Annotated in this window: 25 protein-coding genes and 1 other RNA gene; 17 read left to right on the plus strand and 9 right to left on the minus strand. The window is 64.0% G+C overall.

Going from position 1 to position 25,896, the window contains the following annotated elements; genetic code table 11:
* The first annotated feature begins 97 nt into the window (after positions 1–97).
* Together K8374_RS00760 and K8374_RS00765 are read left to right on the plus strand one after the other, a co-directional pair.
* Positions 98–2,041 carry a cytochrome c/FTR1 family iron permease gene (locus tag K8374_RS00760; protein WP_224457586.1) on the plus strand — a complete coding sequence of 648 codons (1,944 nt, stop codon included), beginning with the start codon at positions 98–100 and terminating at the stop codon, positions 2,039–2,041.
* Positions 2,042–2,086: 45 nt separating this feature from the next.
* Positions 2,087–2,539, plus strand: a complete 453-nt coding sequence (locus tag K8374_RS00765) for a YaiI/YqxD family protein (protein ID WP_224457587.1) — start codon at positions 2,087–2,089, stop codon at positions 2,537–2,539.
* Positions 2,540–2,598: 59 nt separating this feature from the next.
* On the opposite strand, the gene elbB is transcribed toward K8374_RS00765, so the two are convergent.
* Both elbB and K8374_RS00775 read right to left on the minus strand, forming a co-directional pair.
* On the minus strand, positions 2,599–3,267 hold the full coding sequence (elbB, locus tag K8374_RS00770) for an isoprenoid biosynthesis glyoxalase ElbB (RefSeq protein ID WP_224457588.1): 669 nt from the start codon (positions 3,265–3,267) through the stop codon (positions 2,599–2,601).
* Positions 3,268–3,422: 155 nt separating this feature from the next.
* Positions 3,423–4,046 carry a DedA family protein gene (locus tag K8374_RS00775; RefSeq protein WP_224457589.1) on the minus strand — a complete coding sequence of 208 codons (624 nt, stop codon included), beginning with the start codon at positions 4,044–4,046 and terminating at the stop codon, positions 3,423–3,425.
* Between the two features lie 423 nt (positions 4,047–4,469).
* Between K8374_RS00775 and ppk1 the strand changes: the two genes are divergently transcribed.
* Entirely contained in the window at positions 4,470–6,695 is a 2,226-nt protein-coding gene (gene ppk1, locus K8374_RS00780) for a polyphosphate kinase 1 (RefSeq protein WP_084856580.1), read from the plus strand.
* A 131-nt stretch (positions 6,696–6,826) separates the two neighbouring features.
* Here the strand turns inward: ppk1 and ppx are convergent, their stop codons facing one another.
* Positions 6,827–8,329 (minus strand): exopolyphosphatase, encoded by a 1,503-nt coding sequence (ppx, locus tag K8374_RS00785; RefSeq protein WP_224459240.1) that lies wholly within the window; start codon positions 8,327–8,329, stop codon positions 6,827–6,829.
* Positions 8,330–8,576: 247 nt separating this feature from the next.
* On the opposite strand from ppx, the gene trxA reads away from it, so the two are divergent.
* From trxA to K8374_RS00810, 5 genes are all read left to right on the plus strand, one after another.
* The gene (gene trxA, locus K8374_RS00790; RefSeq protein WP_056794137.1) at positions 8,577–8,903 is read left to right on the plus strand and encodes a thioredoxin TrxA; all 327 of its coding nucleotides are present in this window, start codon (positions 8,577–8,579) and stop codon (positions 8,901–8,903) included.
* A 228-nt stretch (positions 8,904–9,131) separates the two neighbouring features.
* Positions 9,132–10,391, plus strand: coding sequence for a transcription termination factor Rho (rho, locus tag K8374_RS00795; RefSeq protein WP_043212134.1), 1,260 nt, complete (start codon positions 9,132–9,134; stop codon positions 10,389–10,391).
* Positions 10,392–10,596: 205 nt separating this feature from the next.
* Positions 10,597–12,063, plus strand: a complete 1,467-nt coding sequence (ubiD, locus tag K8374_RS00800) for a 4-hydroxy-3-polyprenylbenzoate decarboxylase (protein WP_023382977.1) — start codon at positions 10,597–10,599, stop codon at positions 12,061–12,063.
* Positions 12,063–13,031 (plus strand): CDP-6-deoxy-delta-3,4-glucoseen reductase, encoded by a 969-nt coding sequence (locus tag K8374_RS00805; RefSeq protein ID WP_224457590.1) that lies wholly within the window; start codon positions 12,063–12,065, stop codon positions 13,029–13,031. The genes ubiD and K8374_RS00805 overlap by 1 nt, the downstream gene beginning before the upstream one ends.
* A gap of 276 nt (positions 13,032–13,307) precedes the next feature.
* Positions 13,308–13,958 carry a gamma-glutamylcyclotransferase gene (locus K8374_RS00810; protein WP_084856575.1) on the plus strand — a complete coding sequence of 217 codons (651 nt, stop codon included), beginning with the start codon at positions 13,308–13,310 and terminating at the stop codon, positions 13,956–13,958.
* A gap of 61 nt (positions 13,959–14,019) precedes the next feature.
* Here the strand turns inward: K8374_RS00810 and K8374_RS00815 are convergent, their stop codons facing one another.
* Positions 14,020–14,997: an NADPH:quinone oxidoreductase family protein gene (locus tag K8374_RS00815; protein WP_224457591.1), complete on the minus strand. Its 978-nt coding sequence runs from the start codon at positions 14,995–14,997 to the stop codon at positions 14,020–14,022.
* A 157-nt stretch (positions 14,998–15,154) separates the two neighbouring features.
* Between K8374_RS00815 and K8374_RS00820 the strand changes: the two genes are divergently transcribed.
* Positions 15,155–15,559 carry a flagellar basal body-associated protein FliL gene (locus K8374_RS00820; RefSeq protein WP_224457592.1) on the plus strand — a complete coding sequence of 135 codons (405 nt, stop codon included), beginning with the start codon at positions 15,155–15,157 and terminating at the stop codon, positions 15,557–15,559.
* An 86-nt stretch (positions 15,560–15,645) separates the two neighbouring features.
* On the opposite strand, the gene K8374_RS00825 is transcribed toward K8374_RS00820, so the two are convergent.
* A complete protein-coding gene (locus tag K8374_RS00825) occupies positions 15,646–16,098 on the minus strand; it encodes an EVE domain-containing protein (RefSeq protein WP_224457593.1) in 453 nt (150 codons plus the stop codon).
* Positions 16,099–16,277: 179 nt separating this feature from the next.
* Here K8374_RS00825 and K8374_RS00830 point away from each other — a divergent pair, with 179 nt between their 5' ends.
* On the plus strand, positions 16,278–16,427 hold the full coding sequence (locus tag K8374_RS00830) for a hypothetical protein (protein ID WP_224457594.1): 150 nt from the start codon (positions 16,278–16,280) through the stop codon (positions 16,425–16,427).
* Positions 16,428–16,445: 18 nt separating this feature from the next.
* On the opposite strand, the gene K8374_RS00835 is transcribed toward K8374_RS00830, so the two are convergent.
* The 4 genes from K8374_RS00835 to K8374_RS00850 form a co-directional block, all read right to left on the minus strand.
* Complete coding sequence (locus K8374_RS00835) at positions 16,446–17,054, minus strand: 5-formyltetrahydrofolate cyclo-ligase (RefSeq protein ID WP_224459241.1); 609 nt, start codon at positions 17,052–17,054, stop codon at positions 16,446–16,448.
* 82 nt (positions 17,055–17,136) lie between these two features.
* Positions 17,137–17,316: non-coding RNA, 6S RNA (gene ssrS / locus K8374_RS00840), on the minus strand.
* A 17-nt stretch (positions 17,317–17,333) separates the two neighbouring features.
* Positions 17,334–17,651, minus strand: coding sequence for a cell division protein ZapA (locus K8374_RS00845; protein ID WP_043212146.1), 318 nt, complete (start codon positions 17,649–17,651; stop codon positions 17,334–17,336).
* On the minus strand, positions 17,648–17,857 hold the full coding sequence (locus K8374_RS00850) for a TIGR02449 family protein (protein WP_084856565.1): 210 nt from the start codon (positions 17,855–17,857) through the stop codon (positions 17,648–17,650). The genes K8374_RS00845 and K8374_RS00850 overlap by 4 nt, the downstream gene beginning before the upstream one ends.
* A 153-nt stretch (positions 17,858–18,010) precedes the next feature.
* Here K8374_RS00850 and K8374_RS00855 point away from each other — a divergent pair, with 153 nt between their 5' ends.
* The 7 genes from K8374_RS00855 to K8374_RS00885 all read left to right on the plus strand — a co-directional run bounded on the left by K8374_RS00855 (position 18,011) and on the right by K8374_RS00885 (position 25,779).
* Positions 18,011–18,565: a YecA family protein gene (locus K8374_RS00855; protein WP_224457595.1), complete on the plus strand. Its 555-nt coding sequence runs from the start codon at positions 18,011–18,013 to the stop codon at positions 18,563–18,565.
* Positions 18,566–18,587: 22 nt separating this feature from the next.
* Positions 18,588–19,922: a Xaa-Pro aminopeptidase gene (pepP, locus tag K8374_RS00860; RefSeq protein ID WP_224457596.1), complete on the plus strand. Its 1,335-nt coding sequence runs from the start codon at positions 18,588–18,590 to the stop codon at positions 19,920–19,922.
* The gene (gene ubiH, locus K8374_RS00865; RefSeq protein WP_224457597.1) at positions 19,919–21,118 is read left to right on the plus strand and encodes a 2-octaprenyl-6-methoxyphenyl hydroxylase; all 1,200 of its coding nucleotides are present in this window, start codon (positions 19,919–19,921) and stop codon (positions 21,116–21,118) included. The genes pepP and ubiH overlap by 4 nt, the downstream gene beginning before the upstream one ends.
* Positions 21,115–21,597 carry a DUF4442 domain-containing protein gene (locus tag K8374_RS00870; protein WP_224457598.1) on the plus strand — a complete coding sequence of 161 codons (483 nt, stop codon included), beginning with the start codon at positions 21,115–21,117 and terminating at the stop codon, positions 21,595–21,597. The genes ubiH and K8374_RS00870 overlap by 4 nt, the downstream gene beginning before the upstream one ends.
* A gap of 9 nt (positions 21,598–21,606) precedes the next feature.
* Entirely contained in the window at positions 21,607–22,824 is a 1,218-nt protein-coding gene (locus K8374_RS00875) for a 2-octaprenyl-3-methyl-6-methoxy-1,4-benzoquinol hydroxylase (RefSeq protein ID WP_172403015.1), read from the plus strand.
* 183 nt (positions 22,825–23,007) lie between these two features.
* On the plus strand, positions 23,008–24,009 hold the full coding sequence (locus K8374_RS00880) for an extracellular solute-binding protein (RefSeq protein ID WP_224457599.1): 1,002 nt from the start codon (positions 23,008–23,010) through the stop codon (positions 24,007–24,009).
* Positions 24,010–24,156: 147 nt separating this feature from the next.
* Positions 24,157–25,779 (plus strand): ABC transporter permease, encoded by a 1,623-nt coding sequence (locus K8374_RS00885; protein ID WP_411969581.1) that lies wholly within the window; start codon positions 24,157–24,159, stop codon positions 25,777–25,779.
* Positions 25,780–25,896: the final 117 nt, after the last annotated feature.

The following is a 25,896-nucleotide window of genomic DNA, read 5'->3' on the forward strand; positions in this document are numbered from 1 at the left end:
TCGAGGGCAAAGCCCTCGCCCATCTTCCAAAATTTGTCACAAGATTTTTCATGAAATCCGTCCGCGAGCCTTGAGCGAAAGGGAGTGGAAGTGAACAATGTTCTCTTTCGCATTTACTTCGAGACTGGCCATGACTTCCCGCCCCCGTCCGTTCGCCTGGCTGCCGGCCCTGTTGCTGGCGCCAGTGTTGGCGCTGTGCAGCACTTCGGCACTCGCCGAATCCCCCGCCGAGGCTGCCAAAGCGTTGCACCTGCTCGATTACATCGGTGCCGACTACCCTCCGACCGTGCACGACGGCAAGGTGGTGGACGAAGGTGAGTACCGCGAGCAGCAGGAGTTCAGCACTGTACTGGCCGACTTGCTCGAGGGCCTGCCGGAAAATGCCGAGCGCCCGGGGTTGGAGCAGGGCGTCGCGGCGCTGCGCCAGGCCATCGACCAGCGCCAGGACGGTGCGCTGGTCGCCAAGCAGGCTCGCCAACTGGGCGCACGCCTGGCGGTTGCCTATGAAGTCAGCCAGGCACCGGTCATCACCCCTGATCCGGCCCGCGGCGCCGCGTTGTACGCGCAGAACTGCGCGATCTGCCATGGCGACAGCGGCTCCGGCGACGGTCCTGCCGGGGTCGGGCTCGAGCCACCGCCTGCCAACCTGCGCAGTGTCGAACGGCTCGACCAGCTGAGCCTGTTCGACCTCTACAACACCCTGGCCCTGGGGATAGATGGCACCGAGATGCCGTCGTTCGCCGATCAACTCGACGAGCGCCAGCGCTGGGACGTGGCGGCCTATGTGGCCAGCCTGACCGCCGATCCGCAGGCCGCCAAGGCGGACGCGGCCTGGAACCTGGCTGACCTGGCGCGCCAGACGCCGGCCGAAGTCGCGGCCAGCGAAGGCGCCGGTGCCGTGGCCGCCTTCCGCGCCCAGCGGGCCCAGCCTCCGCAGGTCCAGCGGGGGCCGGCGCAGTTGCTCGAGTACACCGCCAGTACCTTGGACAAGAGCCTTGCCGCCTACCGCGATGGCGATCATGACCAAGCCTATGACCTGTCGGTGGCCGCCTATCTGGAAGGTTTCGAACTGGTCGAAAGCTCGCTGGACAACATCGATACCCAGGCCCGCAAGGACACCGAAAAGGCCCTGATGGCGTACCGTCAGGCGCTGCAGGACGGCCTGCCGGTCGCCCAGGCCGAACGACGCCTGGCCGAGGCCAAGGCCAAGCTCGATGGCGCGGCCAAGTTGCTGGGCAGCGATGGGCTGAGCTTGTCCCTGAGCTTCGTTTCCGGCCTGCTGATCCTGTTGCGCGAAGGGCTCGAGGCGATCCTGGTGCTGGCGGCGATCCTGGCCTTCCTGCGCAATACCGGCCAGCAGTCGGCGGTGCGCAGCGTCAATATCGGCTGGGGTCTGGCGCTGGTCGCAGGCTTTGCCACCTGGGCCCTGGCCGCTTATGTGATCGACGTCGGCGGCGCCCAGCGCGAGCTGCTGGAAGGCTGCACGGCACTGTTCGCCGCAGTGATGGTGCTGTGGCTCGGTGTGTGGATGCATGATCGGCGCCATGCCGCGGCCTGGCAGGACTACATCAAGAGCAGCCTGGTCAGCGGCGGGGGGCGCTTTGGCTTTGCCGTGCTGGCGTTCTTCTCGGTGTATCGCGAGCTGTTCGAGGTGATCCTGTTCTACGAAACCCTGTGGCTGCAGGCAGGCCCAGCTGGCCACAACGCCGTGCTGGCCGGTGGCGCCACGGCGTTGGTGCTGCTGGTGGGCCTGGCCTGGGTGATCCTGCGCGGGTCGGCCAAGCTGCCGCTGGCGCTGTTCTTCAGCATCAACGCGGCGCTGCTGTGCGCGTTGTCGGTGGTGTTCGCCGGGCATGGCGTCAAGGCGCTGCAGGAAGCCGGCGTGCTGGGGACCCGGCCGGTGCCCTTCTTCGAGTTCGATTGGCTGGGCATCCATGCCGACGCCTACTCGCTGGGCGCACAGGTGGTGGCGTTGCTGGCTATCGTCGTGCTGTACGGGCGCAGCCGTCTGGCCGAAAAGCGCCGGCCCGCGGCGAGCTGAAGGCGTACTATGGGCACTTTCAGCCCCAGTTTCCAAGGAATACCCATGCGTGTATGGATCGACGCCGACGCCTGCCCCAAGGCAGCCAAGGACCTGATCGTCAAATTCGCCCTCAAGCGCAAGTTCGAGGTCGTCCTGGTGGCCGGCCAGGCCCAGGTCAAGCCCGCGTTCGCCTGTGTACGGTTGATCGTGGTTCCCAGCGGCATGGATGCGGCTGATGACTACTTGGTGGAGAACGCTGTGCCGGGCGAGTTGGTGATCTGCAGCGACGTGCCGTTGGCCGACCGGCTGATCAAGAAAGGTGTGGCAGCGCTGGACCCGCGCGGGCGCGAGTTCGACGAGCGCAACATGGGCGAGCGGCTGGCGGTGCGCAACCTGTTCACCGAACTGCGCGAGCAGGGGCAGGTCGGGGGAGGGCAGGCGCCTTATGGCGAGCGGGAGAAACAGGCGTTCGCCAATTCGCTGGACCGGATACTGACTCGGCTATCCAAGGGGTGAGTGCTGCAGCACCCTGTGGGAGCGGCGCACCGTCGCTCCCACAGGGTGTCAGGCGCCTATTACTGCTCACCTTCGTGAGTCAGCTCCAGCACCCTATCCACCAGCTTGTAGATCCCACTGGCCGCCTCGCTGATCGATTTGGCGAGCATGTAGGCTGGGGTGGTCACCAGCTTGCGCTGGGTATCTTCGACGATGTCATGTACATCACAGTCTTCGTGGGTACCGCCCATTTTCACCACCGCTGCGCTGGTATCGGCATCGTTGCCGATGGTGCAGACCACGCCTGGGCCATAGATCTTCGCCGCCAGCGCCGGGGAAATGCAGATCAGGCCAACCGGCTTGCCGGCTTCGGCAAACGCTTCAGCCAGGGCCAGCACGTCCGGGTTCACCGTGCAGTTGGCGCCTTCGACCGCAAAGTTGGACAGGTTCTTCGCCGCGCCGAAGCCACCCGGGACGATCAAGGCGTCGAAGTCCTCGGCCTTGGCCTCGCGGATATCCTTGATGTCACCGCGGGCGATGCGCGCCGATTCCACCAGCACGTTGCGCGATTCCGGCATTTCCTGGCCGGTCAGATGGTCGATCACGTGCATCTGCGCAATGTTCGGCGCAAAGCACTGCACCTGTGCGCCGCGTTGATCCAGGCGCAGCAGGGTGATCACGCTTTCATGGATCTCGGCGCCATCGTAGACGCCGCAGCCAGACAGAATCACCGCAACTTTTTTTTGCATGCTCATTACTCCAGTGTCGAGGCGCTAACTGTCCTCTAGTTTGGCAGAACTCGTCACAGGGTTTCCCGCGCAGAGGCCGAAATCCTGTCTATTTGGAGTGCAGCGGCGGGGGCATGTTCCACGCCTGAACAGCGCATTGGCTGGCGCGAGGGGCGCTAGTGTTGGTCTGGGCCCTGTTCCTGGGAAACCGCCTCCGAGGCTTGGCCTGCAGCCGCCGCCTTGCGCTCGGCACGCAGGGTGCGGAAGCGTCGGCGCAGCCAGAGCAGGCCACCCAGCAGCAACAGGCCGCCGAGTACCCAGAGTTCATATTTCTTGACGTTGCCCAGCATGCCTTCGAGGATGGCGCCGAAGTGGTAGGCCGCCGCGCCCAAGGCCAGGGCCCAGACCGCCGCGCCGATGCCGTTGAGCAGCAGGTAGCGGCGTGGCGGATAGCCGGACAGGCCGATGGCAACCGGCATCACCGTGCGCAGGCCATAGACGAAGCGGAAGCTCAGTACCCAGATGTCCGGGTGGCGCCGAATGTGGTCCAAGGCCCGGTCGCCCATCGCTTGCCAGCGCGGCTTGCGTGCCAGGATCGCGCGGCCATGGCGACGGCCCATGAAGTACCACAGCTGGTCGCCGGCGTAGCTGCCGAAGAATGCCGTGAGCACCACCAGATTGATGTCCATGTAACCGCGGAACGCAAGGAAGCCCGCAAGAACCAGGATGGTCTCGCCTTCAAAAAACGTGCCGAGAAAAAGGGCAAAATAGCCGAAATCCTGCAGGAATTGTTGAAGCATTTTCTGGGGTGCTAGCGAAATGAACGCGAAGCCTACCCCTTCGCGCGCGTTCGGGAAAGTGTCCAACTGTGTCTCGGCGTGAACATTTCCTACAAGAAAGGCGACTTCGGCCGTCAGTCACAAGGTGCCTTCGGCTGTCATCCAGGCGTCATAATGGCTGCTTATAACTGTCGCGCCAGCCCGCCAGCGCGGGTTCAGGAGCCTTATCGTGAGCTTGCCTCGCTACCCATTCGTCCCAGGTCGCCTTCTTGCGCCGCGACGTTCGGTCCCATTCCCCGCCCGGCGGGCCCGCAAAAATGACAAAGCGGTCTTTTCGCGTCGCAATGGACTTCAAACCAGCGAACACCGATGGCATCCTGACTCATTTCACCGCGCGTGCCGCTCAATTATCGAGAGGGTCGTAACGCCCTCCAGGAACGTCAGATGAATAACGAAGTGCTAACACCTGTCGCGATCAAGGATGCCCAGGCGGTTCCCGAAGAAATGGTACAGACCCCGCCGGACCTGCCGGAGGCTGCACAACCTGAAGCTGCGGCTCCAGCGCCTGCTCCGGCCCCGGCGGTCACCATTCCAAGCCTGGACGACAGCAGCCTGTACATTCATCGCGAGCTTTCGCAACTACAGTTCAACATCCGTGTGCTGGAGCAGGCACTGGACGAGTCCTATCCACTGCTCGAGCGCCTGAAATTCCTGCTGATCTTCTCCAGCAACCTGGACGAGTTCTTCGAGATCCGCGTGGCTGGCCTGAAGAAGCAGATCACCTTCGCCCGTGAACAGGCCGGGGCCGACGGCCTGCAGCCGCACCAGGCCTTGGCGCGTATCAGCGAGCTGGTGCACAGCGAGGTGGAGCGCCAGTATGCGATTCTCAACGATGTGCTGCTGCCGGAGCTGGAAAAGCACCAGATCCGCTTCATCCGCCGTCGCCACTGGAACACCAAGCTCAAGACCTGGGTGCGCCGTTTCTTCCGCGACGAGATCGCGCCGATCATCACCCCCATCGGCCTCGACCCGACCCACCCGTTCCCGCTGCTGGTCAACAAGAGCCTGAACTTCATCGTCGAGCTCGAGGGCGTCGATGCCTTTGGCCGTGACTCGGGCCTGGCCATCATCCCGGCACCTCGCCTGCTGCCCCGGGTTATCCGCGTGCCGGAGGAAGTCGGTGGCAGCGGCGACAATTTCGTGTTCCTGTCGTCGATGATCCACGCCCACGCCGATGACCTGTTCCAGGGTATGAAGGTCAAGGGCTGCTATCAGTTCCGCCTGACCCGCAATGCGGACCTGGCGCTCGATTCCGAAGATGTCGAAGACCTGGCCCGCGCCTTGCGCGGTGAGCTGTTCTCGCGTCGTTATGGTGACGGCGTGCGCCTGGAAGTGGCCGACAATTGCCCGAAACACCTGTCCGACTACCTGCTCAAGCAGTTCAGCCTGAGCGAAAGCGAGCTGTACCAGGTCAACGGCCCGGTCAACCTGACCCGCCTGTTCAGCATCACCGGCCTGGACAGCCACCCGGAGCTGCAATACACGCCATTCACCCCGGCCATTCCGAAAATCCTGCAAAACGCCGACAACATCTTCAGCGTGGTCGGCAAGCAGGACGTCTTGCTGATGCACCCGTTCGAATCCTTCACCCCGGTGGTCGACCTGCTGCGCCAGGCCGCCAAGGATCCGCATGTGCTCGCCGTGCGCCAGACCTTGTACCGCAGTGGTGCCAACTCCGAGATCGTCGATGCGCTGGTGGATGCCGCGCGTAACGGCAAGGAAGTCACGGCAGTGATCGAGCTGCGTGCGCGTTTCGACGAAGAGTCCAACCTGCAGATGGCCAGCCGCCTGCAGGCCGCGGGCGCGGTGGTGATCTATGGCGTGGTCGGTTTCAAGACCCACGCCAAGATGATGCTGATCCTGCGCCGCGAGCAGGGCGAGATCGTGCGCTATGCCCATCTGGGGACCGGCAACTACCACGCCGGCAACGCCCGTCTGTATACCGACTACAGCCTGCTGACTTCCGACGATGCCCTGTGCGAAGACGTCGGCAAGCTGTTCAGCCAGCTGATCGGCATGGGCAAGACCCTGCGCATGAAGAAGCTGCTCCATGCACCCTTCACACTGAAGAAGGGCATGCTCGACATGATCGCGCGGGAAACCCAGTTCGCAGTCGAGGGCAAACCGGCGCACATCATCGCCAAGTTCAACTCGCTGACAGACGCCAAGGTGATCCGCGCGCTGTACAAGGCCAGCCAGGCCGGTGTGCGCATCGACCTGGTGGTGCGTGGCATGTGCTGCCTGCGCCCTGGCATCCCGGGGGTTTCGCACAACATCCAGGTGCGCTCGATCATCGGCCGCTTCCTGGAACACACGCGGGTGTTCTACTTCCTCAATGGGGGCGAGGAGCAGATGTTCCTGTCCAGCGCCGACTGGATGGAGCGCAACCTCGACAAGCGTGTCGAGACCTGCTTCCCGGTGGAGGGCAAGAAGTTGATCCTGCGGGTGAAGAAGGAACTCGAAGGCTACCTCACCGACAACACCCACGCGTGGATCCTGCAGCCGGACGGCCGCTATGTGCGCAGTACGCCGACCGGTAACCAGAACCCGCGCAATGCCCAGGCGGCCTTGCTCGAGCGCCTGAGCAACCCGGTGCTCAACGTTCGATAGCGGGGGCCGCGTTGCGGCCCTTTCGCGGCACAAGGCCGCTCCAGAGAACGCAACACCCTGTAGGAGCGGCCTTGTGCCGCGAAGGGGGGCGAAGCCCCCCTTGCTAAACTCAGGTCAAACCGACTTCGAACCTAACGCACGCTAAGCACGAAATTGACCCGCGCCAGCCACTGCGCCTCGTTGGCGAAGTCGGCCTGGGTCAGCTGGTTCTCTTCCAGCCAGCCGTCGGGGAACACCACCTCAAGGCTTTCGTCGCCAGCATGCAGCTCCACTTTCGGCATCTGCTGGTTGCCACGGATGTGGTGGAACAAGATGGCGAAGCGCAGCAGTACGCACAGGCGGATCAGCTGGATGCCTTCGTCGCCGAATTCAGCGAACTTGTCTTTGGGAATGTTGCGCCGGTGGCCGCGCACCAGCAGGGCGAGCATCTGTTGGTCTTCGCGGGAGAAGCCGGCCAGGTCGGAGTGCTCGATCAGGTAGGCGCCGTGCTTGTGGTAGTGATAATGCGCGATATCCAGGCCTATTTCATGCACCTTGGCTGCCCAACTCAGTAGATCGCGCCAGTTCCCTTCCTCGAGGTTCCATGCCTTGGCCACCTGGTCGAAGGCATGCAATGCCTTGCGCTCGACCCGTGCCGCCTGGCCGTTGTCCACGTGGTAGCGTTCCATCAGCGAGTTCAAGGTGCGCTCGCGCACGTCCTCGTGGTGATGGCGGCCCAGCAGGTCATACAACACACCTTCGCGCAGGGCGCCGTCGCAGTGATCCATGCGCTGCAGTTCCAGGGCATCGAAGATAGCCTCGAGGATCGCGAGGCCTGCCGGGAAGATGGCGCGGCGGTCCGGCTTGACGCCCTCGAAGTCGATCTTGTCGGTTTCGCCCAGCTTGAACAGCTTGCGTTTGAGCGCGGCCAGGCCGTCGGCGTTGACCTCGCCGCTGCCCATGCCGTTGGCCTTGATGGCCGCACCGATGGCGCGGATAGTGCCCGAGGAGCCAATGGCCTCGTCCCAGGTCAGGCGGTGCAGGGCATTCTCGATGCTCATCAGCTCCAGGCGCGCGGCAGTATAGGCCTGGGCGTAGCGCGCCGGGGTGATCTTGCCGTCGCGGAAGTAGCGCTGGGTGAAGCTGACGCAGCCCATCTGCAGGCTCTCGCGCAGCAGGGGTTCGAAGCGTTGGCCGATGATGAACTCGGTGCTGCCGCCGCCGATGTCGGCGACCAGGCGTTTGCCAGGGGTGTCGGCCAGGGTATGGGAGACGCCCAGGTAGATCAGGCGCGCTTCCTCGCGGCCGGAAATCACTTCGACCGGGTGGCCGAGGATGGCTTCGGCGCGCTGGATGAATTCGTTGCGGTTGCGGGCTTCGCGCAGGGCGTTGGTGCCGACGATGCGCACGGCGCCCGCGGGCATGCCGTTGATCAGTTGGGCGAAGCGCTTGAGGCAGTCCAGGCCCCGTTGCATGGCTTCTTCGCTGAGCTGGCGTTCTTCGTTGATGCCGGCGGCCAGCTGCACTTTTTCCCCGAGCCGCTCGAGAATGCGGATTTCGCTGAGGTGGGCCTTGGCCACGACCATATGGAAGCTGTTGGAGCCAAGGTCGATGGCGGCGATCAGAGACAGGTTCTTCGCGTTGGTATGCGGCATGATCTCGATGTTCTCGGTCGATAACCCAGCAATCCTGCCATGATCCATGGCTGGCGCCAACGCATTACAATGCCGGGTCTTGATGCAGGGCAAGGTGCCACGTACTGCCAAGACATTCATGTGTCTGCTTCGATACGTGGCGTCTTGCACAACTATAGTTACCCTCAATCGCCAACGACTTCCTGTAGGGCGTGGCTGCGGCTATGATGGGCAACGTTTTTTATTGCTTACGACCTTGGAGATTTCCATGAGCGACAAAATCAAACACGTCACCGACGCCAGCTTCGAAGCCGAGGTACTGCAGGCTCAAGGCCCGGTGCTGGTCGACTACTGGGCCGAATGGTGCGGCCCATGCAAGATGATCGCTCCGGTCCTGGACGACATCGCTGCCACCTACGAAGGCAAACTGACCGTCGCCAAGCTGAACATCGACGAAAACCAGGAAACTCCGGCCAAGCACGGCGTGCGCGGCATCCCGACGCTGATGCTGTTCAAGAACGGCAACGTCGAGGCGACCAAGGTCGGCGCCCTGTCCAAGTCCCAGCTGGCTGCGTTCCTCGACGCCCACCTGTAAGACGAGAAGGCCCCGGAAATCCCGGGGCTTTTCTTTTTTCACCCACTAGACGTCGAAAAAAGCAAGTGTTACATTCGGCCTCGCACTGCTTCTCCAGTGCCCTCTGCACGCCGTCGCCGAAGCATCCCTAATTCGAATCAGTACGCGATCCTGTCGCCATCTTGCGGCGCGGCCTCATTAAGCCAACGCTTAATTTCTCCCTTCTTACATGATTACGTCACTCCCCTTATGAACCTGACAGAACTCAAGCAAAAGCCGATTACCGATCTGCTGGAAATGGCCGAACAGATGGGCATCGAAAACATGGCCCGTTCGCGCAAGCAGGACGTGATTTTCGCCCTGTTGAAGAAGCACGCGAAAAGCGGCGAAGAGATCTCGGGTGACGGCGTGCTGGAAATTCTCCAGGATGGTTTCGGTTTCCTGCGTTCGGCAGATGCGTCCTATCTGGCCGGCCCTGACGACATCTATGTCTCGCCCAGCCAGATCCGTCGCTTCAACCTGCGCACCGGCGACACCATCGTCGGCAAGATCCGCCCACCGAAGGAAGGGGAGCGTTACTTCGCCCTGCTGAAGGTCGACACCATCAACTTCGACCGTCCGGAAAACGCGAAGAACAAGATCCTGTTCGAGAACCTGACGCCGCTGTTCCCCAACGAGCGCCTGAAGATGGAGGCCGGCAACGGCTCCACCGAAGACCTCACCGGCCGCGTCATCGACCTGTGTGCCCCGATCGGCAAGGGCCAGCGTGGCCTGATCGTCGCCCCGCCGAAGGCGGGCAAGACCATCATGCTGCAGAACATCGCGGCCAACATCACCCGTAACAACCCCGAGTGCCACCTGATCGTCCTGCTGATCGACGAGCGCCCGGAAGAAGTGACCGAGATGCAACGCACCGTGCGTGGCGAAGTGGTCGCTTCCACCTTCGACGAGCCGCCGACCCGCCACGTGCAGGTAGCCGAGATGGTCATCGAGAAGGCCAAGCGCCTGGTCGAGCACAAGAAGGACGTGGTCATCCTGCTCGACTCCATCACCCGTCTGGCCCGTGCCTACAACACCGTGATCCCGAGCTCCGGCAAAGTGCTGACCGGTGGTGTCGATGCCCATGCCCTGGAAAAGCCAAAACGCTTCTTCGGTGCCGCCCGTAACATCGAGGAAGGCGGTTCGCTGACCATCATCGCCACCGCGCTGGTCGAAACCGGCTCGAAGATGGACGAGGTGATCTACGAAGAATTCAAGGGTACCGGCAACATGGAACTGCCGCTGGATCGCCGCATCGCCGAGAAGCGCGTGTTCCCGGCTATCAACATCAACAAGTCCGGTACCCGCCGCGAAGAGCTGCTGACCGCCGACGACGAACTGCAGCGCATGTGGATCCTGCGCAAGCTGCTGCACCCGATGGATGAAGTCGCGGCCATCGAGTTCCTGGTCGACAAGCTCAAGCAGACCAAGACCAACGACGAGTTCTTCCTGTCGATGAAGCGCAAGTAAGCGTTTCAAGCTGGAATTGATTGGGGCTGCTTTGCAGCCCATCGCGGGACAAGCCCGCTCCTACAGGTATCACACCGATCCTGTAGGAGCGGGCTTGTCCCGCGATGGGGCGCGAAGCGGCCCCGATTCATTTTCGCCCCAACAAAACGCCGAACGGCGCTACACTCAGCACCCCAACCGATACGGCCAACCACGAGGCACATGCATGCAGTATCGCGACTTGCGCGACTTCATCCGTGGCCTGGAACAGCGCGGTGAACTCAAGCGCATCCAGGTTCCGATCTCCCCTGTCCTGGAAATGACCGAAGTCTGCGACCGCACGCTGCGCGCCAAGGGCCCGGCGCTGCTGTTCGAAAAGCCCACCGGCTTCGACATGCCGGTGCTGGGCAACCTGTTCGGTACGCCGGAGCGCGTGGCCATGGGCATGGGGGCCGAATCGGTCGACGAACTGCGTGAAATCGGCAAGCTGCTGGCCTTCCTCAAGGAGCCAGAGCCGCCGAAGGGTCTGAAGGACGCCTGGTCCAAGCTGCCGATCTTCAAGAAAGTCGTGTCGATGGCCCCGAAGGTGGTCAAGGATGCGGTGTGCCAGGAGGTGGTGGTCGAAGGCGAGGACGTCGACCTCACCCAACTGCCCATCCAGCACTGCTGGCCGGGCGACGTAGCGCCGCTGATCACCTGGGGGCTGACCGTCACCCGTGGCCCCAACAAGGACCGCCAGAACCTCGGCATCTACCGTCAGCAGCTGATCGGCCGCAACAAGGTGATCATGCGGTGGCTGAGCCACCGGGGCGGTGCCCTGGACTACCGTGAGTGGTGCGAAAAGCACCCCGGCCAACCGTTCCCGGTGGCCGTGGCCCTGGGCGCGGACCCGGCGACCATCCTCGGCGCCGTGACGCCGGTGCCGGATACGCTATCGGAATATGCCTTCGCCGGCCTGCTGCGCGGTAACCGCACCGAGCTGGTCAAGTGTCGGGGCAGCGACCTGCAAGTGCCGGCCACCGCCGAGATCATTCTCGAAGGCGTGATCCACCCGGGCGAAATGGCCCCGGAAGGCCCTTATGGCGACCATACCGGCTACTACAACGAAGTGGACAGCTTCCCGGTGTTCACCGTCGAACGCATCACCCACCGCCAGAAGCCGATCTACCACAGCACCTACACCGGCCGTCCGCCGGATGAACCGGCGATCCTGGGCGTGGCGCTGAACGAAGTGTTCGTGCCGATCCTGCAGAAGCAGTTCCCGGAAATCGTCGACTTCTACCTGCCGCCTGAAGGGTGCTCGTACCGCATGGCGGTGGTGACCATGAAAAAGCAGTACCCGGGGCACGCCAAGCGCGTGATGCTGGGTGTCTGGTCGTTCCTGCGACAGTTCATGTACACCAAATTCGTTATCGTCACCGACGACGACATCAACGCCCGCGACTGGAACGACGTGATCTGGGCCATCACCACGCGCATGGACCCCAAGCGTGATACGGTGATGATCGACAACACGCCGATCGACTACCTGGACTTCGCGTCACCGGTATCGGGCCTGGGGTCGAAGATGGGCCTGGACGCCACGCACAAGTGGCCGGGCGAGACTACACGCGAATGGGGCCGTGCCATCGTCAAGGACGAGGCCGTCACCCGCCGTATCGATGAGCTGTGGGATCAGTTGGGAATAGATTGATGCAGGTAACCTTGCAGCCGTCCGGGGCGGTATTGGCAATCAAGCCCGGGGAGAGAATTCTGGACGCCGCGCGGCGCCTGGGCTACGACTGCCCGAACAGCTGCCGCAACGGCAACTGCCATGTCTGTGCCGCCTTGCTGGTGGAAGGGCGGGTGCGCCAGGAAGGTGAAGTGCGCGACCACGGCGAGCTGTTCACCTGCATCGCCGAGCCGCTGGAAGATTGCGTATTGCTCTGGGACGGCGTATTGGCCCTGGGTGAGCTGCCGGTGCGCAAGCTGGCCTGCACCGTGAGCGAATGCGTAGAGGTCGGTGGCGACGTCTGGCGTGTTCGCCTGCGTGCACCGGCCGGCAAGCCGCCCCGCTACCATGCCGGGCAATACCTGATGATCGAGCGCGACGGCGCCGACAAGGCCGCCTTCTCCCTGGCCTCGGCGCCCCATGGCGGGAGGGACTTGGAGCTGCACGTGCTGGCGCGGGAAAACAGCGCTCTGCAACTGTTGGCCCAATTGCAGCGCGACGGTGTCGCGCGCATCGAAATGCCGTTCGGCGACACTCATCTGGCTGAACTGCCGGACGGGCCACTGGTGCTGATCGCCGCCGGTACCGGTATGGGCCAGATGCACAGCCTGGTCGAGCATTGCCGTGCCCAAGGGTTCAAGCATCCGGTGCACCTCTATTGGGGTGTGCGCCGGCCCGAGGATTTCTACCAGATCGAGCACTGGGCCGAATGGCAACGCCTGCCCAACCTGTTCCTGCACAAGGTGGTGAGCGACCTGTGCAGTTGGGAGGGGCGCTGCGGGTTGCTGCATGAGGCGGTCTGCGAAGACATCGCCGACCTGAACCAGGTGCATGTCTATGCCAGTGGTTCGCCGAACATGGTCTACGCCACTCTGGATGCCCTGGTCGAGGCGGGCATGGACGCGCATCGCATGCGTGCCGATGTGTTTGCCTACGCCCCCCGAGGCTGAACGTGCACGGCACACTGCAACGGTGTGCCGTTCTTTATAACTCGTGTTACCCCAAAGGATTATAAGGCGCTTATTGTTACTGGCGCCGTTAATAACTTTCATCCTTCACGGAACAATACCTGTCTATATTGATTTCATGGCAGTCAAGTACGGGGCACAGGCGGTGCAAAGGGCTTGAATGCTCAGTGCTTTCTGCCGTACGGTAAGTCCAGCGAAGCGCCATTGCGTTACAGTGATGGCCTTCGGAAGTTTACGGGGAATCATGGCGGCAGCATCATGTCGACACTTGAAAGTTCGTCCTGGCAGGTAACTTATCCTCCTTCGCTGGATTTCGGCCAGCAACTGACCCGCGACCAATTGCACCATTCAATGAAACTGACCATGTCGCGCCATGAAGGCGGGCCGGTGTGGTTGTTCGCCTATGGGTCATTGATCTGGCGGCCAGAGTGCAATTCGGTCGAGCGTCAGCGGGCCCGGGTACATGGCTATCACCGAGGGCTGTATTTGTGGTCCCACGAGCACCGTGGCACACCGGAGTGTCCAGGGTTGGTGTTCGGGCTGGACCGAGGTGGTTCGTGCAGCGGCTTTGCCTACCGCCTGGATGAACGCAACCTGGACGATTCGTTGATGGCCCTGTGGCAGCGGGAGATGCCTTACCCCGCCTACCGACCGCACTGGCTCAGCTGCCGGTTGGGTGATGGCAGCAAGGTCCAGGCGCTGGGCTTCGTGTTGGAGCGTCACCTGCCGTGCTATGCGGGGAACCTGCCGGACACCCTGCTCAGCCAGATCCTGGCCAGCGCCAAGGGGCGTTATGGCAGCACCCGCGACTATGTCGAGCAGACACTAAATGCCTTGCGCAGCCACCAGATGCCGGATCGCAACCTAGAGGCGCGCTTCCACCGGTGCCATAACCTGCGTGAGGTATAGGCAGGCCTGACCCATCGCGGGACAAGCCCGCTCCCACAAGGGCTGCAAAGCCGCCCTGTGCCTAGCGAGCCACCACCACCAACTTGCCCATCGCCTGGCGCTGCGCCAACCGCTCGATGGCCACTCCAGCCTCGGCCAATGGATAGGTCTGCGACACCAGCGGCTTGAGCTTGCCCTCGGCATGCCAGGCAAACAGCTGACGGAAGTTGGCCGCATTGTCCTCGGGCTGGCGCTGGGCAAAGGCACCCCAGAAGACGCCCACCACCGCAGCACCCTTGAGCAATGTCAGGTTAACCGGCAGCTGCGGGATGGACCCGCTGGCAAAGCCCACCACCAGCAACCGCCCGTTCCAGGCCAGGCCGCGCACCGCCTGTTCGAACAGCTCGCCACCTACAGGGTCGTAGACCACGTCCACGCCCTGGCCGCTGGTCAGGCGCTTGATCTCGTCCCGCAGGCTGGCCTGGCGGTAGTCGATCAGCTCGTCGGCCCCTGCTGCCTTGGCGATCGCGAGCTTTTCGGCGCTGCTGGCAGCGGCAATCACACGGGCGCCCATGGCCTTGCCGATCTCCACCGCTGCCAGGCCAACGCCTCCGGATGCACCCAGTACCAACAAGGTCTCGCCGGCCTTGAGCTGGCCACGTTGGGCCAGTGCGTGCATCGAGGTGCCGTAGGCCATGCCGAAGGCCGCAGCGGTGGTGAAATCCATGGTGGTGGGAATCGGCAACACATTGTAGAAGGGCACGGCCACCTGCTCGGCGAAGGCCCCCCAGCCGGTCAGGGCCATGACCCGGTCGCCGACCTTGAAATCGCCTGCCTTCTCGCCGATAGCAGCCACCACGCCCGCCGCCTCGCCGCCTGGCGAGAAGGGCAGAGGCGGTTGGAACTGGTACTTGCCTTCGATGATCAAGGTGTCGGGGAAGTTGACGCCTGCGGCGTGCACGTCCAGCACGATCTCGTTGCGCTTGGGGGCCGGGCTCGCCACCTCTTCGAGCACCAGGTCGCTCGCCGGGCCGAGGGTCTTGCACAACACTGCTTTCATCGGGGCTATTCCTTTGCGTGCGTTGGCCGATAAGTGTAGGAGGGGGGCAGGCCAGGTCAACGAGCATGGCCCGCCCTGATGGGGCGGCATAAGCCCGGGCTTGGGTTTGAGCGGTGTGCTGGGTAAGCTGGCGCCAATTGTATTGAGGAGCGAATTCGTGAAAGCGTGGATCTTGATGATGCTGGCCCTGCTGCTGCCGACCATGGCGATGGCCGAGGAAGGCAAGGACGGTGAGCCCAAGGTTTCCTACATCAACCTCAGCCCACCTTTCGTTGGCAACTACGCCCTTGATGGCGGCCCCAAGCTGCGCGTGTACAAGGCCGACGTGGCCTTGCGTGTGACCGGTGACGCTGCGGCTGCCGCGGTCAAGCACCACGAGCCGCTGATTCGCAACCAGCTGGTGGCACTGTTCACCCAGCAGGGGTTGGAGAACATGAGCAATGTCGAGGCCAAGGAGAAGCTGCGCCAGGAAGCGCTCAAGCAGGTGCAGCAGGTGATGGAAACCGAGGAAGGCAAGCCGATCGTCGAAGACCTGTTGTTCAACAACCTGATCGTGCAGTGAATGGCTTCAGAGATTTGTGAGCCGTGCGATTGCGCGCCGCGCGGGCGGCGCTCGGTCGAAAGCGCGGCGCAACACTCAAGCCAAGCTCAGCGCGCCAGCGCAACAATCGCCGCCCACTGCTCGGCAGTCACCGGCATCACCGACAACCGGCTGCCCTTTTGCACCAGCGGCAATTCGGCAAGCGCGGCTTGTTGCTTGAGCTGCCCAAGCCCCAGTACCTGCTTGAACGTTTTCACGTGAGTGACGTCGACCGCGCTCCAAGGGTTCTTCTCGGCGTTGGCCTTGGCGTCGAAGTAGTGGCTTTCGGGATCCAGGGCGGTTGGGTCGGGGTAGGCCGCTGCGCTGATGCGGGCGATCCCGGCGATCCCGGGCTGTGGGCAGCTGGAGTGATAGAAGAAGAACTCGTCACCGACGTTCATGGCACGCAGGAAGTTGCGCGCCTGGTAGTTGCGCACCCCGTCCCAGCGCGCCTGACCAAGGCGTGCCAGGGCATCGATGGAAAGCTCGTCGGGCTCGGATTTCATCAGCCAATAGGCCATGGAGACGGCTCCTGAAAAAATTTGAAATAACATGTTGCATGAAACCGACAGTCGGTTGACGTCAAGGTTTGCGTGTCGCCTCACGTTGTCGGAAAATGCGCCGATTTTAAAGCTCGATGCTCCGGCAGCACCAAGAAGGTTGCCGAGCCTGACTGTTTGCCTTAGGGGGGCATTCATCCATGAACCAACGCAAACCGGACTTGCTCTGGATCCTGGTCTTCATCTTCGGCCTGGGTGTCGTCACCACGGGCTATGCGCAGAGTTTCTGGGAGCGTAAGGCTGACGCTGCCTATCAAATGCCGGTCGAGCCTATCCAGCAGCAGCGCTGATTCCGTCGCGGGCACCGGTCAAGCCGGTGCCAGGTACCAACCGCGGTCCGAGACCGTCCCCTTGAGCGGTACATCCCAACTGGCCTGGGCCAGGCGTTCCACCTTCTGGCATTCGTGGGCAAGGCCCAGCAGCAGCGGTTTCTTCCACGCCTTGCGTCGTGCCTGGTAGGCCAGGCTACGGTCATAGAAGCCGCCACCCATGCCCAGGCGCCCACCGATTTCATCGAAGCCGACCAATGGCAACAGGATCAGGTCCAGCGACCAGATCGGCCGTTGGCGCTTGCGCTCGATCAGCGGCTCTGGAATGCGGAAACGGTTGGGCCGCAGCTTCTCGCCTTGCTCGAAGCGCTGGAAGACCATGCGCGTGCGTGGCCAGGCATGCAGCACCGGCAGATAGGTGTGCTTGCCGCGTCGCTGGGCCTCGCGCAGTAGCAGGCGCGGGTCTATCTCGCCGTCATTGGGAAGGTACAGGGCGATGTGCCGGGCGCGGCGAAACAGGGGATGCTGGGCCAGCTGACGATACAGGCCGAGCGAAGCCTGGCGTTGCTGGGCAGGTGTCAGCGCGCGGCGGGCATTGCGAAGCAGGCGGCGGAGTTGAGGGCGGGTGAGCGGCGCGGTGTCGGTCATGGCACGTGCGTTCCCAGGTGTACCGGCCGCCATGGCGGCCAGACGAAATTGCCCGCCGGGGGCGGCGGGCAAGCAAGAATTCAGGCTCCCCGATGGAACCGCTATCGGTGTAGCCCTTGAACCCGAAAGTTCAAGGTGGAGATTGCAGGGGGCGTTAAGGCTTTCCGTCGGGCGGACATGCACACCGGCCCCAGCGTGCAACCCCCGTGGTTGTGCGTATCGGCTCAGGGACATAACCGACTGGCGCATCCCCCAGGGAGTGGCGCCAGTATACCAATCTCAGCCGATTTTGGTATCCGCGTCGTCGGACAGTGCCTGGTCGACCCGCTCCAGCAAGTCGCGCACCTGCTCGCGGGTGGTACCGCTGGCAGCGACATCCGGGCGCTCCTGGCGATGCAGCAGTTCGTGGGTGATGTTCAGCGCGGCCATGACCGCGATACGGTCGGCGCCGATCACCTTGCCGCTGCTGCGGATCTCGCGCATCTTGCCGTCCAGGTAGCGCGCGGCGCTGACCAGGTTGTTGCGTTCTTCCGGCGGGCAGATGATCGAGTATTCCTTGTCGAGGATCTGGACGGTGACGCTATTGCTTGAACTCATGAGTCTTGCTCCAGGGCCTTGAGGCGTAAAATCATCGACTCGACCTTGCGCCTTGCGATCTCGTTCTTTTCGATGAGGTGGGCGCGCTCCTCGCGCCAGGATTTTTCCTGAGCTACTAGGAGTGCATTTTGGCGTTTTAGTTGCTCGACACGCTCGATGAGCGATTCGAATCGGCTCATCAGTGCCTGCAGGTCGTTCTCTGGCATGGGTTGCACTCGATTCGCTCCCTCGTTGGCTGCCCGGCGATCATGCCTGTTCCGGGGGCGGTACGGCCAGTGCTGATGGTCTTGGCGCGCCTGCCGGTGCTAGGATACAAGGTCTTCATTCTAGTCATTGCGCCGCTTGGCGCCTAGCTGCCCATGCCCAATACCCAATCGCCCTACACCGCCTTCGCCTCGCTGCTCGCCAGCAACGGCCACACTGTTTCCCCAGCCGAACTGCACGGCCTGCTGATCGGCCGCAGCTGCGCCGGCGCAGGTTTCGATGCCGACGCCTGGCTGGCCGATGCCGCCGGCGCGCTGGAAAACGAGCCTGAAGACAATGTGCGCGCCGCACTGATCGGCCTGCAGGAAATGGTCAAGGCCGAGCTCACCGGCGAAGACGTCGCCATCGTCCTGCTGCTGCCCAGCGACGAGGCTCCGCTCGCCGAGCGTGCCACTGCGCTGGGCCAATGGTGCCAGGGCTTCATCACCGGCTTCGGCTTGAACGCTGGTGGCAAGGACTTGTCCACCGATGCGAAGGAGGTGCTCCAGGACCTGGTGGCCATTTCGCAGGTCCAGGAAGCGCTGGAGGAGTCCGAAGACGGCGAGAGCGACTACATGGAAGTCATGGAGTACCTGCGTGTCGCGCCCCTGCTGCTGTACACGGAGCTGGCCAAGCCGGCCGCGCCCGCGCCCAAGCCATCGCTGCACTGATATCCCGGGGGTTGTCGTGCCCATGAGCCGTATTCCGAAGGCCGAGTATGCCCGTCGGCGCAAGGCGCTGATGGCGCAGATGGTCCCCAACAGTATCGCCATCCTGCCCGCCGCCGCGGTTGCCATCCGCAACCGCGACGTCGAGCATGTGTATCGCCAGGACAGCGACTTCCAGTACCTCAGCGGCTTCCCCGAGCCCGAGGCGGTGATCGCCCTGATTCCGGGGCGTGAACATGGCGAGTACGTGCTGTTCTGCCGCGAGCGCAACCCTGAGCGCGAACTGTGGGATGGCCTGCGTGCCGGCCAGGAAGGCGCGATCCGCGACTTTGGCGCGGACGATGCGTTTCCCATCACCGATATCGACGAGATCCTCCCGGGCCTGATCGAAGGCCGCGACCGGGTCTACACCGCCATGGGCAGCAACCCGGAGTTCGATCGCCGCCTGATGGAGTGGATCAACGTGATCCGCTCCAAGGCGCGCCTGGGCGCCCAGCCACCGAACGAATTCGTTGCCCTGGATCATCTGCTGCACGACATGCGCCTGTATAAATCGGCGGCGGAGGTGAAGGTGATGCGCACGGCGGCGGACATTTCTGCGCGTGCCCATGTACGGGCCATGCAGGCCTGTCGAGCGGGTTTGCACGAATTCAGCCTGGAAGCCGAGCTCGACTACGAGTTCCGCAAGGGCGGCGCGAAGATGCCGGCCTACGGCTCGATCGTCGCGGCGGGGCGCAACGCCTGTATCCTGCATTACCAGCAGAACGATGCGCCGCTCAAGGATGGCGACCTGGTGTTGATCGACGCGGGCTGCGAGATCGATTGCTACGCCAGCGACATCACCCGCACCTTTCCGGTCAGCGGGCGTTTCTCGCCAGAGCAGAAGGCCATCTACGAGTTGGTGCTCAAGGCCCAGGCGGCCGCCTTCGCCGAGATCGCCCCGGGCAAGCACTGGAACCACGCCCACGAGGCGACCGTGCGGGTCATCACCGAAGGGCTGGTGGAACTGGGGCTGCTCAAGGGTGATGTGCAGGCCCTGATCGACAGCGAGGCCCACCGTGCGTTCTACATGCACCGCGCCGGCCATTGGCTGGGCATGGATGTGCACGATGTGGGCGAATACAAGGTCGGTGGCCAGTGGCGCGTGCTCGAGCCGGGCATGGCGCTGACGGTCGAGCCGGGTATCTACATTGCAGCCGACAACCCGAACGTCGCGAAGAAATGGCGCGGCATCGGCGTACGAATCGAGGACGACGTAGTGGTGACCAGGCAAGGCTGTGAAATCCTGACCAACGGTGTGCCGCGCACGGTCGCCGAGATCGAGGCGCTGATGGCCGACGCCCGCAGGGGCGTGGCATGAACCGGGTCAACCTGGCGATCGTCGGTGGCGGCCTGGTCGGCGCCAGCCTGGCTCTGGCCCTGCAGGCAGGCGCCAAGGCGCGGGGCTGGAAGATCCTGCTGATCGAACCATTCGCCCCGGGCGACAGCTTCCAGCCCAGCTATGACGCCCGCTCCTCCGCGCTGTCCTACGGCACCCGGCAGATCTACGAACAGCTTGGCCTGTGGCAGGTCATCAGCCGCCGCGCCGAGCCCATCAGCCAGATCCAGGTGTCCGACCGTGGTCGCTTCGGCGCCACCCGCCTGGATGCCATCGAGGAAGGTGTACCAGCCCTCGGCTACGTGGTGGAGAACGCCTGGCTCGGCCAATGCCTGTGGCAGGGCCTGGATACCGAGGTGGTGAGCTGGCGCTGCCCGGCCGAGGTCAAGGCCCTGCAGGCTATCGCCGGCGGCTATCGCCTGCAACTGGACGACGACACCAGTCTGGAGTGCGACCTGGCGGTGCTGGCCGACGGCGGCCGCTCCGGCCTGCGCGAGCAGTTGGGCATCCATGTGCGCCGTACCCCCTACGAGCAGAGCGCACTGATCGCCAATATCACCCCGGGCGAGGCCCATCGCGGCCAGGCCTTCGAACGCTTCACCGAGCAGGGCCCGATGGCGCTGCTGCCCTTGCCGGAGAACCGCTGCGCGCTGGTCTGGACCCGCCAGGGGATGGATGCCCAGCGCCTGGCGGACATCGACGAGCGCAGTTTCCTGCGCGAGCTGCAGGGCGCCTTCGGCTATCGCCTGGGGGCCCTGCGCCAGGTAGGGGTGCGCCACCTGTACCCGCTTGCGCTGGTCGAGGCCGAGGAGCAGGTACGCCCGCACCTGGTGGTGCTGGGCAATGCCGCCCATAGCCTGCACCCGATCGCCGGGCAAGGGTTCAACCTGTCCCTGCGTGATGTGCAGTCCCTGGCCGATGCCTTGCTGGCCGGGCCGCAGCAGCCCGGCGACCTGGCGACGCTCCAGGCCTACCACCAACGGCAACAGTTGGACCAGGCCCTGACCATCGGTTTCTCCGACCAGGTCACCCGGCTGTTCGGCAGCAGCCAGCCGCTACTGGCCGCCGGGCGCAACATCGGCCTGCTGGGGCTCGACCTGCTACCGCCGGCCAAGCGCTGGTTCGCCCGCCAGGCCATGGGCCTGGGCACCCGACCCGATCCGCGGGGGCGGGCATGAGCCACTCACCTCGACTGGCCCGCAGGGCGCGCCTGCTGCGCTGGGTACTGAATCTCTACCCCCCTTACCTGGGCGCAGGCATCCGGGTGCAGCACATCAGCCCGGACATGCGCAGCATCAAGGTACGCATGAACCTGACCCGCTGGAACCGCAACTACGTCGGCACCCAGTTCGGCGGCAGCCTGTACTCGATGGTCGATCCGTTCTACATGTTGTTGCTGATCGAGCGGCTCGGGCGTGACTACATCGTCTGGGACAAGGCTGCCAGCATCGATTTCATCGCACCGGGCAAGGGCCCTGTATTCGCCGAGTTCCACGTCGATGACGCGTTGCTGGAAGACATTCGCCAGCAGACCGCCGGCGGCAAGAAGTACCTGCCCCGTTTGCAGGTCGATATCCGCGACGGCGCCGGCGAGCTGGTGGCGCGGGTCGATAAAACCCTTTATGTGCGGCTCAAGCCGCAAGCGAGGCAGGCGTAAGGCATGGAAATGCGCGCAGATCTGTTGATTGTCGGTGCCGGTATGGTCGGCAGCGCCCTGGCCCTGGCGCTGCACCACAGCGGCCTGGAAATCCTCCTGCTCGATGGCGGCCCGCTGTCGGTAAGACCCTTCGATGCCCAGGCGCCTTTCGAACCGCGGGTCAGCGCCTTGTCGGCGGCCAGCCAGCGCATCCTCGAGCGCCTGGGGGCCTGGGAAGGCATCGCCGGCCGGCGCGTCTCTCCGTATTCGGACATGCACGTCTGGGACGGCAGCGGCACCGGGCAGATCCACTTCTCGGCGGCCAGCGTGCATGCTCAGGTGCTTGGCCATATCGTCGAGAACAGGGTGGTGCAGGACGGCCTGCTGGAGCGCTTGCACGACAGCGATGTGGGGCTGCTGCCCAATGCCCGGCTGGAGCAGATGCGCCGTTCCGGCGATGAGTGGCTGCTGACCCTGGCCGATGGCCGGCGCCTGCGCGCACCGCTGGTGGTGGCTGCCGACGGCGCCAACTCCGCGGTGCGCAAACTGACCGGCTGCGAAACCCGTGAGTGGGATTACCTGCATCACGCCATCGTCACCAGCGTGCGCTGCAGCCAGGCGCACCAGGCCACGGCCTGGCAGCGTTTCACCGATGAAGGGCCGTTGGCGTTCCTGCCGCTGGATCGCGGGGACGGGCAGGTTTGGTGCTCGATCGTCTGGTCGACCACGCCGGAGCAGGCCGACAAGCTCATGGCGCTGGATGACGTGGCTTTCTGCGAAGCCTTGGGCCGCGCCTTCGAAGGGCGCCTGGGCGAGGTGCTGGGAGCCGACCCGCGGGTGTGTGTGCCGCTGCGCCAGCGTCATGCCAAGCGTTATGTCGACGAAGGGTTGGCGTTGATCGGCGATGCCGCCCATACCATCCACCCGCTGGCTGGGCAGGGCGTCAACCTGGGCTTCCTGGATGCCGCGGTGCTGGCCGAGGAGCTGGAGCGTGCCTGCGGGCGAGGTGAGCGGCTGGCGGATGTGAAGGTGCTGAGTCGCTTCGAGCGTCGGCGCATGCCGCACAACCTGGCATTGATGGCGGCGATGGAAGGCTTCGAGCGCCTGTTCCAGGCCAATCCGCTGCCGCTGCGCTGGTTGCGCAACAGCGGGCTGAAGCTGGTGGAGCAGGTGCCAGAAGCCAAGGCACTGTTCGTGCGCCAGGCGCTGGGGCTTTCCGGAGACCTGCCTGAGTTGGCGAAGGCCTGAGGGCCCAATCGCGGGACAAGCCCGCTCCCACAGAAGTGCACAAAGGGCCCTGAGGGAGCGAGCTTGTCCCGCGATTGGGCTGCGAAGCAATATCTTTGGCAACATTCGGTAACGTCTGCGTAGGTGAGAGGCAAAATGGGATTCACTACCATTTGCACCTCCCAACTCAGCGAGGAATACCCGATGTTGCCACGCAAGCCCCTACTGGCCGCCCTGGCCCTGACCCTGTTCGGCGGCACCGCCCAGGCGGCGGACGAAGTGGTGGTGTATTCCTCGCGCATCGACGAGCTGATCAAGCCGGTGTTCGACGCCTACACCGCCAAGACCGGCGTGAAGATCAAGTTCATCACCGACAAGGAAGCCCCGCTGATGCAGCGCATCAAGGCCGAGGGCGAGAACGGCGTCGCCGACCTGCTGCTCACCGTCGATGCCGGCAACCTCTGGCAGGCCGAGCAGATGGGCATCCTGCAGCCGATCAAGTCGGACGTCATCGATAACAACATCCCGCCACAGTACCGCGCCTCGTCCCATGACTGGACCGGCCTGAGCCTGCGCGCGCGGACCATCGCCTACTCCACCGACCGGGTCAAACCCGAGGAGCTGACCACCTACGAGGCCCTGGCCGACAAGCAGTGGGAAGGCCGCCTATGCCTGCGCACGGCGAAGAAGGTCTACAACCAGTCGCTGACCGCCACCCTGATCGAGACCCACGGCGAAGCCAAGACCGAGGAAATCATCAAGGGCTGGGTCAACAACCTGTCCACCGACGTGTTCTCCGACGACACCGCCGTGCTCCAGGCCATCGAGGCCGGCCAGTGCGACGTGGGCATCGTCAACACCTACTACTACGGCCGCCTGCACAAGGAAAAGCCCAGTCTGCCGGTCAAGCTGTTCTGGCCTAACCAGGGCGACCGTGGCGTGCACGTGAACCTCTCCGGCATCGGCCTGACCAAGCATGCGCCTCACCCGGAGGCCGCCAAGAAGCTGGTGGAATGGATGACCGGCGACGAAGCGCAAAAGCTGTTCGCCGATATCAACCAGGAGTTTCCGGCCAACCCGAAGGTCAAGCCATCGGACGAAGTGGCGGCCTGGGGTAGCTTCAAGGCCGACAGCATCCCGGTGGAAGTGGCTGGCAAGCGCCAGGCCGAGGCCATCCGCTTGATGGACCGGGCTGGCTGGAACTAAGCGCCAGGCTTTATCCTTCTGGGCCTGCGAAGGCCCTTTCGCGGGTAAACCCGCTCCCACAGCATTAGCCTGCCGCCAGACTCTGTGGGAGCGGGTTTACCCGCGAACGACCGCGCAGCGGTCGCCATCAGTACAGAGACATTTGCCTTGTCCCACGCCCCCCAACGCCGCTGGTACCTCCCGGTTTCCCTGGTTGCCGCCCTGGTGCTGCTGCCCCTGAGCGTCCTGCTGCTGTCCTGGCAGTCGATCGACATGCAGATCTGGTCGCACCTGCTCGACACCCAAATGAGCCGCCTGCTGGGCAATACGCTCACGCTGGTGCTGGGCGTCGGTGCCGGTGTGACCGTGCTGGGCGTGAGCCTGGCTTGGCTCACCAGCCTGTGCGAGTTCCCTGGCCGGCGCTGGCTCGACTGGGCGCTGATGCTGCCCTTTGCCATTCCCGCCTATGTGCTGGCGTTCGTTTTCGTCGGCCTGCTGGACTTCGCAGGCCCGGTGCAGACGGCCCTGCGTGAGGTGTTCGGGCCCATGCGCCTGCCACGGGTGCGCTCCACCGGCGGGGTGATCACGGTCTTGGTGCTGGTGTTCTATCCCTATGTCTACCTGCTGGCGCGCAGTGCGTTCCTGGCCCAGGGCAAAGGCCTGATGGAAGCGGCGCGGGTGCTGGGCCTGTCGCCGCTGCAGGCGTTCTGGCGGGTGGCCTTGCCCATGGCCCGGCCGGCCATTGGCGCGGGGATCGCCTTGGCACTGATGGAGACCCTGGCGGATTTCGGCGCTGTGGCCGTGTTCAATTTCGATACCTTCACCACTGCCATCTACAAGACCTGGTACGGGTTCTTCAGCCTTTCCAGCGCTGCCCAGCTGGCCAGCCTGCTGTTGCTGGTGGTGATGCTGGTGTTGTACGGCGAGCGTCGCGCCCGCGGTGCCTCCCGCAGCGCCAGCGAGCGCCCGCGGGGGCAGGCGCTCTACCACCTGCGTGGGGCCAAGGCAGTGGCGGCCACCGGGTGGTGCCTGCTGGTGTTCGCCTGTGCCTTCGTCATCCCCGTATTGCAGCTGCTGGCGTGGTTCTGGCAGCGCGGTCGACATGACTTGGACGAACGCTATGTCGGGCTGGTCCTGCACACCCTCTACCTGGGCGGCATGGCCGCGCTGGTCACGGTCTGCGTGGCGCTGATGCTGGCGTTCGCCCGGCGCCAGGCGCCGACCGGTGGCATCCGCGCCGGGGTGGGCCTGGCCAACCTGGGGTATGCCTTGCCTGGCTCGGTACTGGCCGTGTCGATCATGCTGGCCTTCAGTTACCTGGACAACCAGCTGGTGGTGCCGCTTTCCCAATGGCTTGGGGGCGCGGGCAGGCCTTTACTGCTGGGTAGCCTGTCGGCCTTGCTGCTGGCGTACCTGGTGCGCTTCATGGCCGTGGCCTATGGCCCGCTGGAAAGCAGCCTGGAGCGTATCCGGCCGTCGTTGCCGGAAGCCTCGCGTAGCCTGGGCGTGGGCGGTGCAGGGTTGTTTTTCAAGGTTTACCTGCCTTTGCTGGTTCCCGGAGCGCTGAGCGCCGCCTTGCTGGTATTCGTCGATGTGCTCAAGGAAATGCCGGCTACCCTGCTGATGCGACCGTTCGGCTGGGATACCTTGGCCGTGAGGGTGTTCGAGATGACCAGCGAGGGTGAGTGGGCGCGGGCCTCGCTGCCTGCGTTGACACTGGTCCTGGTGGGCTTGCTGCCGGTCATCGGTTTGATCCGGCGTTCGGCACGGCGCCCCGGCCATCGCCACTGAGGGTGCCAGGGCTCGTCCTTGCGGCTACAATGCGCGGCATTCGCTGCGGTGGGTCTACAAGATCAGGTGACGAGCAAACGTCGCCGACCGCCGCCGCTTCGCCACGCCCGGAAGGAG

Source organism: Pseudomonas sp. p1(2021b), from assembly GCF_020151015.1.
GTDB classification, from domain to species: domain Bacteria; phylum Pseudomonadota; class Gammaproteobacteria; order Pseudomonadales; family Pseudomonadaceae; genus Aquipseudomonas; species Aquipseudomonas putida_K.

Coding starts and splice junctions, on each gene's coding strand:
- K8374_RS00760 (WP_224457586.1), top strand. CDS start 98: ATGTTCTCTTTCGCATTTACTTCGAGACTGGCCATGACTTCCCGCCCC.
- K8374_RS00765 (WP_224457587.1), top strand. CDS start 2,087: ATGCGTGTATGGATCGACGCCGACGCCTGCCCCAAGGCAGCCAAGGAC.
- elbB (WP_224457588.1), bottom strand. CDS start 3,267: ATGCAAAAAAAAGTTGCGGTGATTCTGTCTGGCTGCGGCGTCTACGAT.
- K8374_RS00775 (WP_224457589.1), bottom strand. CDS start 4,046: ATGCTTCAACAATTCCTGCAGGATTTCGGCTATTTTGCCCTTTTTCTC.
- ppk1 (WP_084856580.1), top strand. CDS start 4,470: ATGAATAACGAAGTGCTAACACCTGTCGCGATCAAGGATGCCCAGGCG.
- ppx (WP_224459240.1), bottom strand. CDS start 8,329: ATGCCGCATACCAACGCGAAGAACCTGTCTCTGATCGCCGCCATCGAC.
- trxA (WP_056794137.1), top strand. CDS start 8,577: ATGAGCGACAAAATCAAACACGTCACCGACGCCAGCTTCGAAGCCGAG.
- rho (WP_043212134.1), top strand. CDS start 9,132: ATGAACCTGACAGAACTCAAGCAAAAGCCGATTACCGATCTGCTGGAA.
- ubiD (WP_023382977.1), top strand. CDS start 10,597: ATGCAGTATCGCGACTTGCGCGACTTCATCCGTGGCCTGGAACAGCGC.
- K8374_RS00805 (WP_224457590.1), top strand. CDS start 12,063: ATGCAGGTAACCTTGCAGCCGTCCGGGGCGGTATTGGCAATCAAGCCC.
- K8374_RS00810 (WP_084856575.1), top strand. CDS start 13,308: ATGTCGACACTTGAAAGTTCGTCCTGGCAGGTAACTTATCCTCCTTCG.
- K8374_RS00815 (WP_224457591.1), bottom strand. CDS start 14,997: ATGAAAGCAGTGTTGTGCAAGACCCTCGGCCCGGCGAGCGACCTGGTG.
- K8374_RS00825 (WP_224457593.1), bottom strand. CDS start 16,098: ATGGCCTATTGGCTGATGAAATCCGAGCCCGACGAGCTTTCCATCGAT.
- K8374_RS00830 (WP_224457594.1), top strand. CDS start 16,278: ATGAACCAACGCAAACCGGACTTGCTCTGGATCCTGGTCTTCATCTTC.
- K8374_RS00835 (WP_224459241.1), bottom strand. CDS start 17,054: ATGACCGACACCGCGCCGCTCACCCGCCCTCAACTCCGCCGCCTGCTT.
- K8374_RS00845 (WP_043212146.1), bottom strand. CDS start 17,651: ATGAGTTCAAGCAATAGCGTCACCGTCCAGATCCTCGACAAGGAATAC.
- K8374_RS00850 (WP_084856565.1), bottom strand. CDS start 17,857: ATGCCAGAGAACGACCTGCAGGCACTGATGAGCCGATTCGAATCGCTC.
- K8374_RS00855 (WP_224457595.1), top strand. CDS start 18,011: ATGCCCAATACCCAATCGCCCTACACCGCCTTCGCCTCGCTGCTCGCC.
- pepP (WP_224457596.1), top strand. CDS start 18,588: ATGAGCCGTATTCCGAAGGCCGAGTATGCCCGTCGGCGCAAGGCGCTG.
- ubiH (WP_224457597.1), top strand. CDS start 19,919: ATGAACCGGGTCAACCTGGCGATCGTCGGTGGCGGCCTGGTCGGCGCC.
- K8374_RS00870 (WP_224457598.1), top strand. CDS start 21,115: ATGAGCCACTCACCTCGACTGGCCCGCAGGGCGCGCCTGCTGCGCTGG.
- K8374_RS00875 (WP_172403015.1), top strand. CDS start 21,607: ATGCGCGCAGATCTGTTGATTGTCGGTGCCGGTATGGTCGGCAGCGCC.
- K8374_RS00880 (WP_224457599.1), top strand. CDS start 23,008: ATGTTGCCACGCAAGCCCCTACTGGCCGCCCTGGCCCTGACCCTGTTC.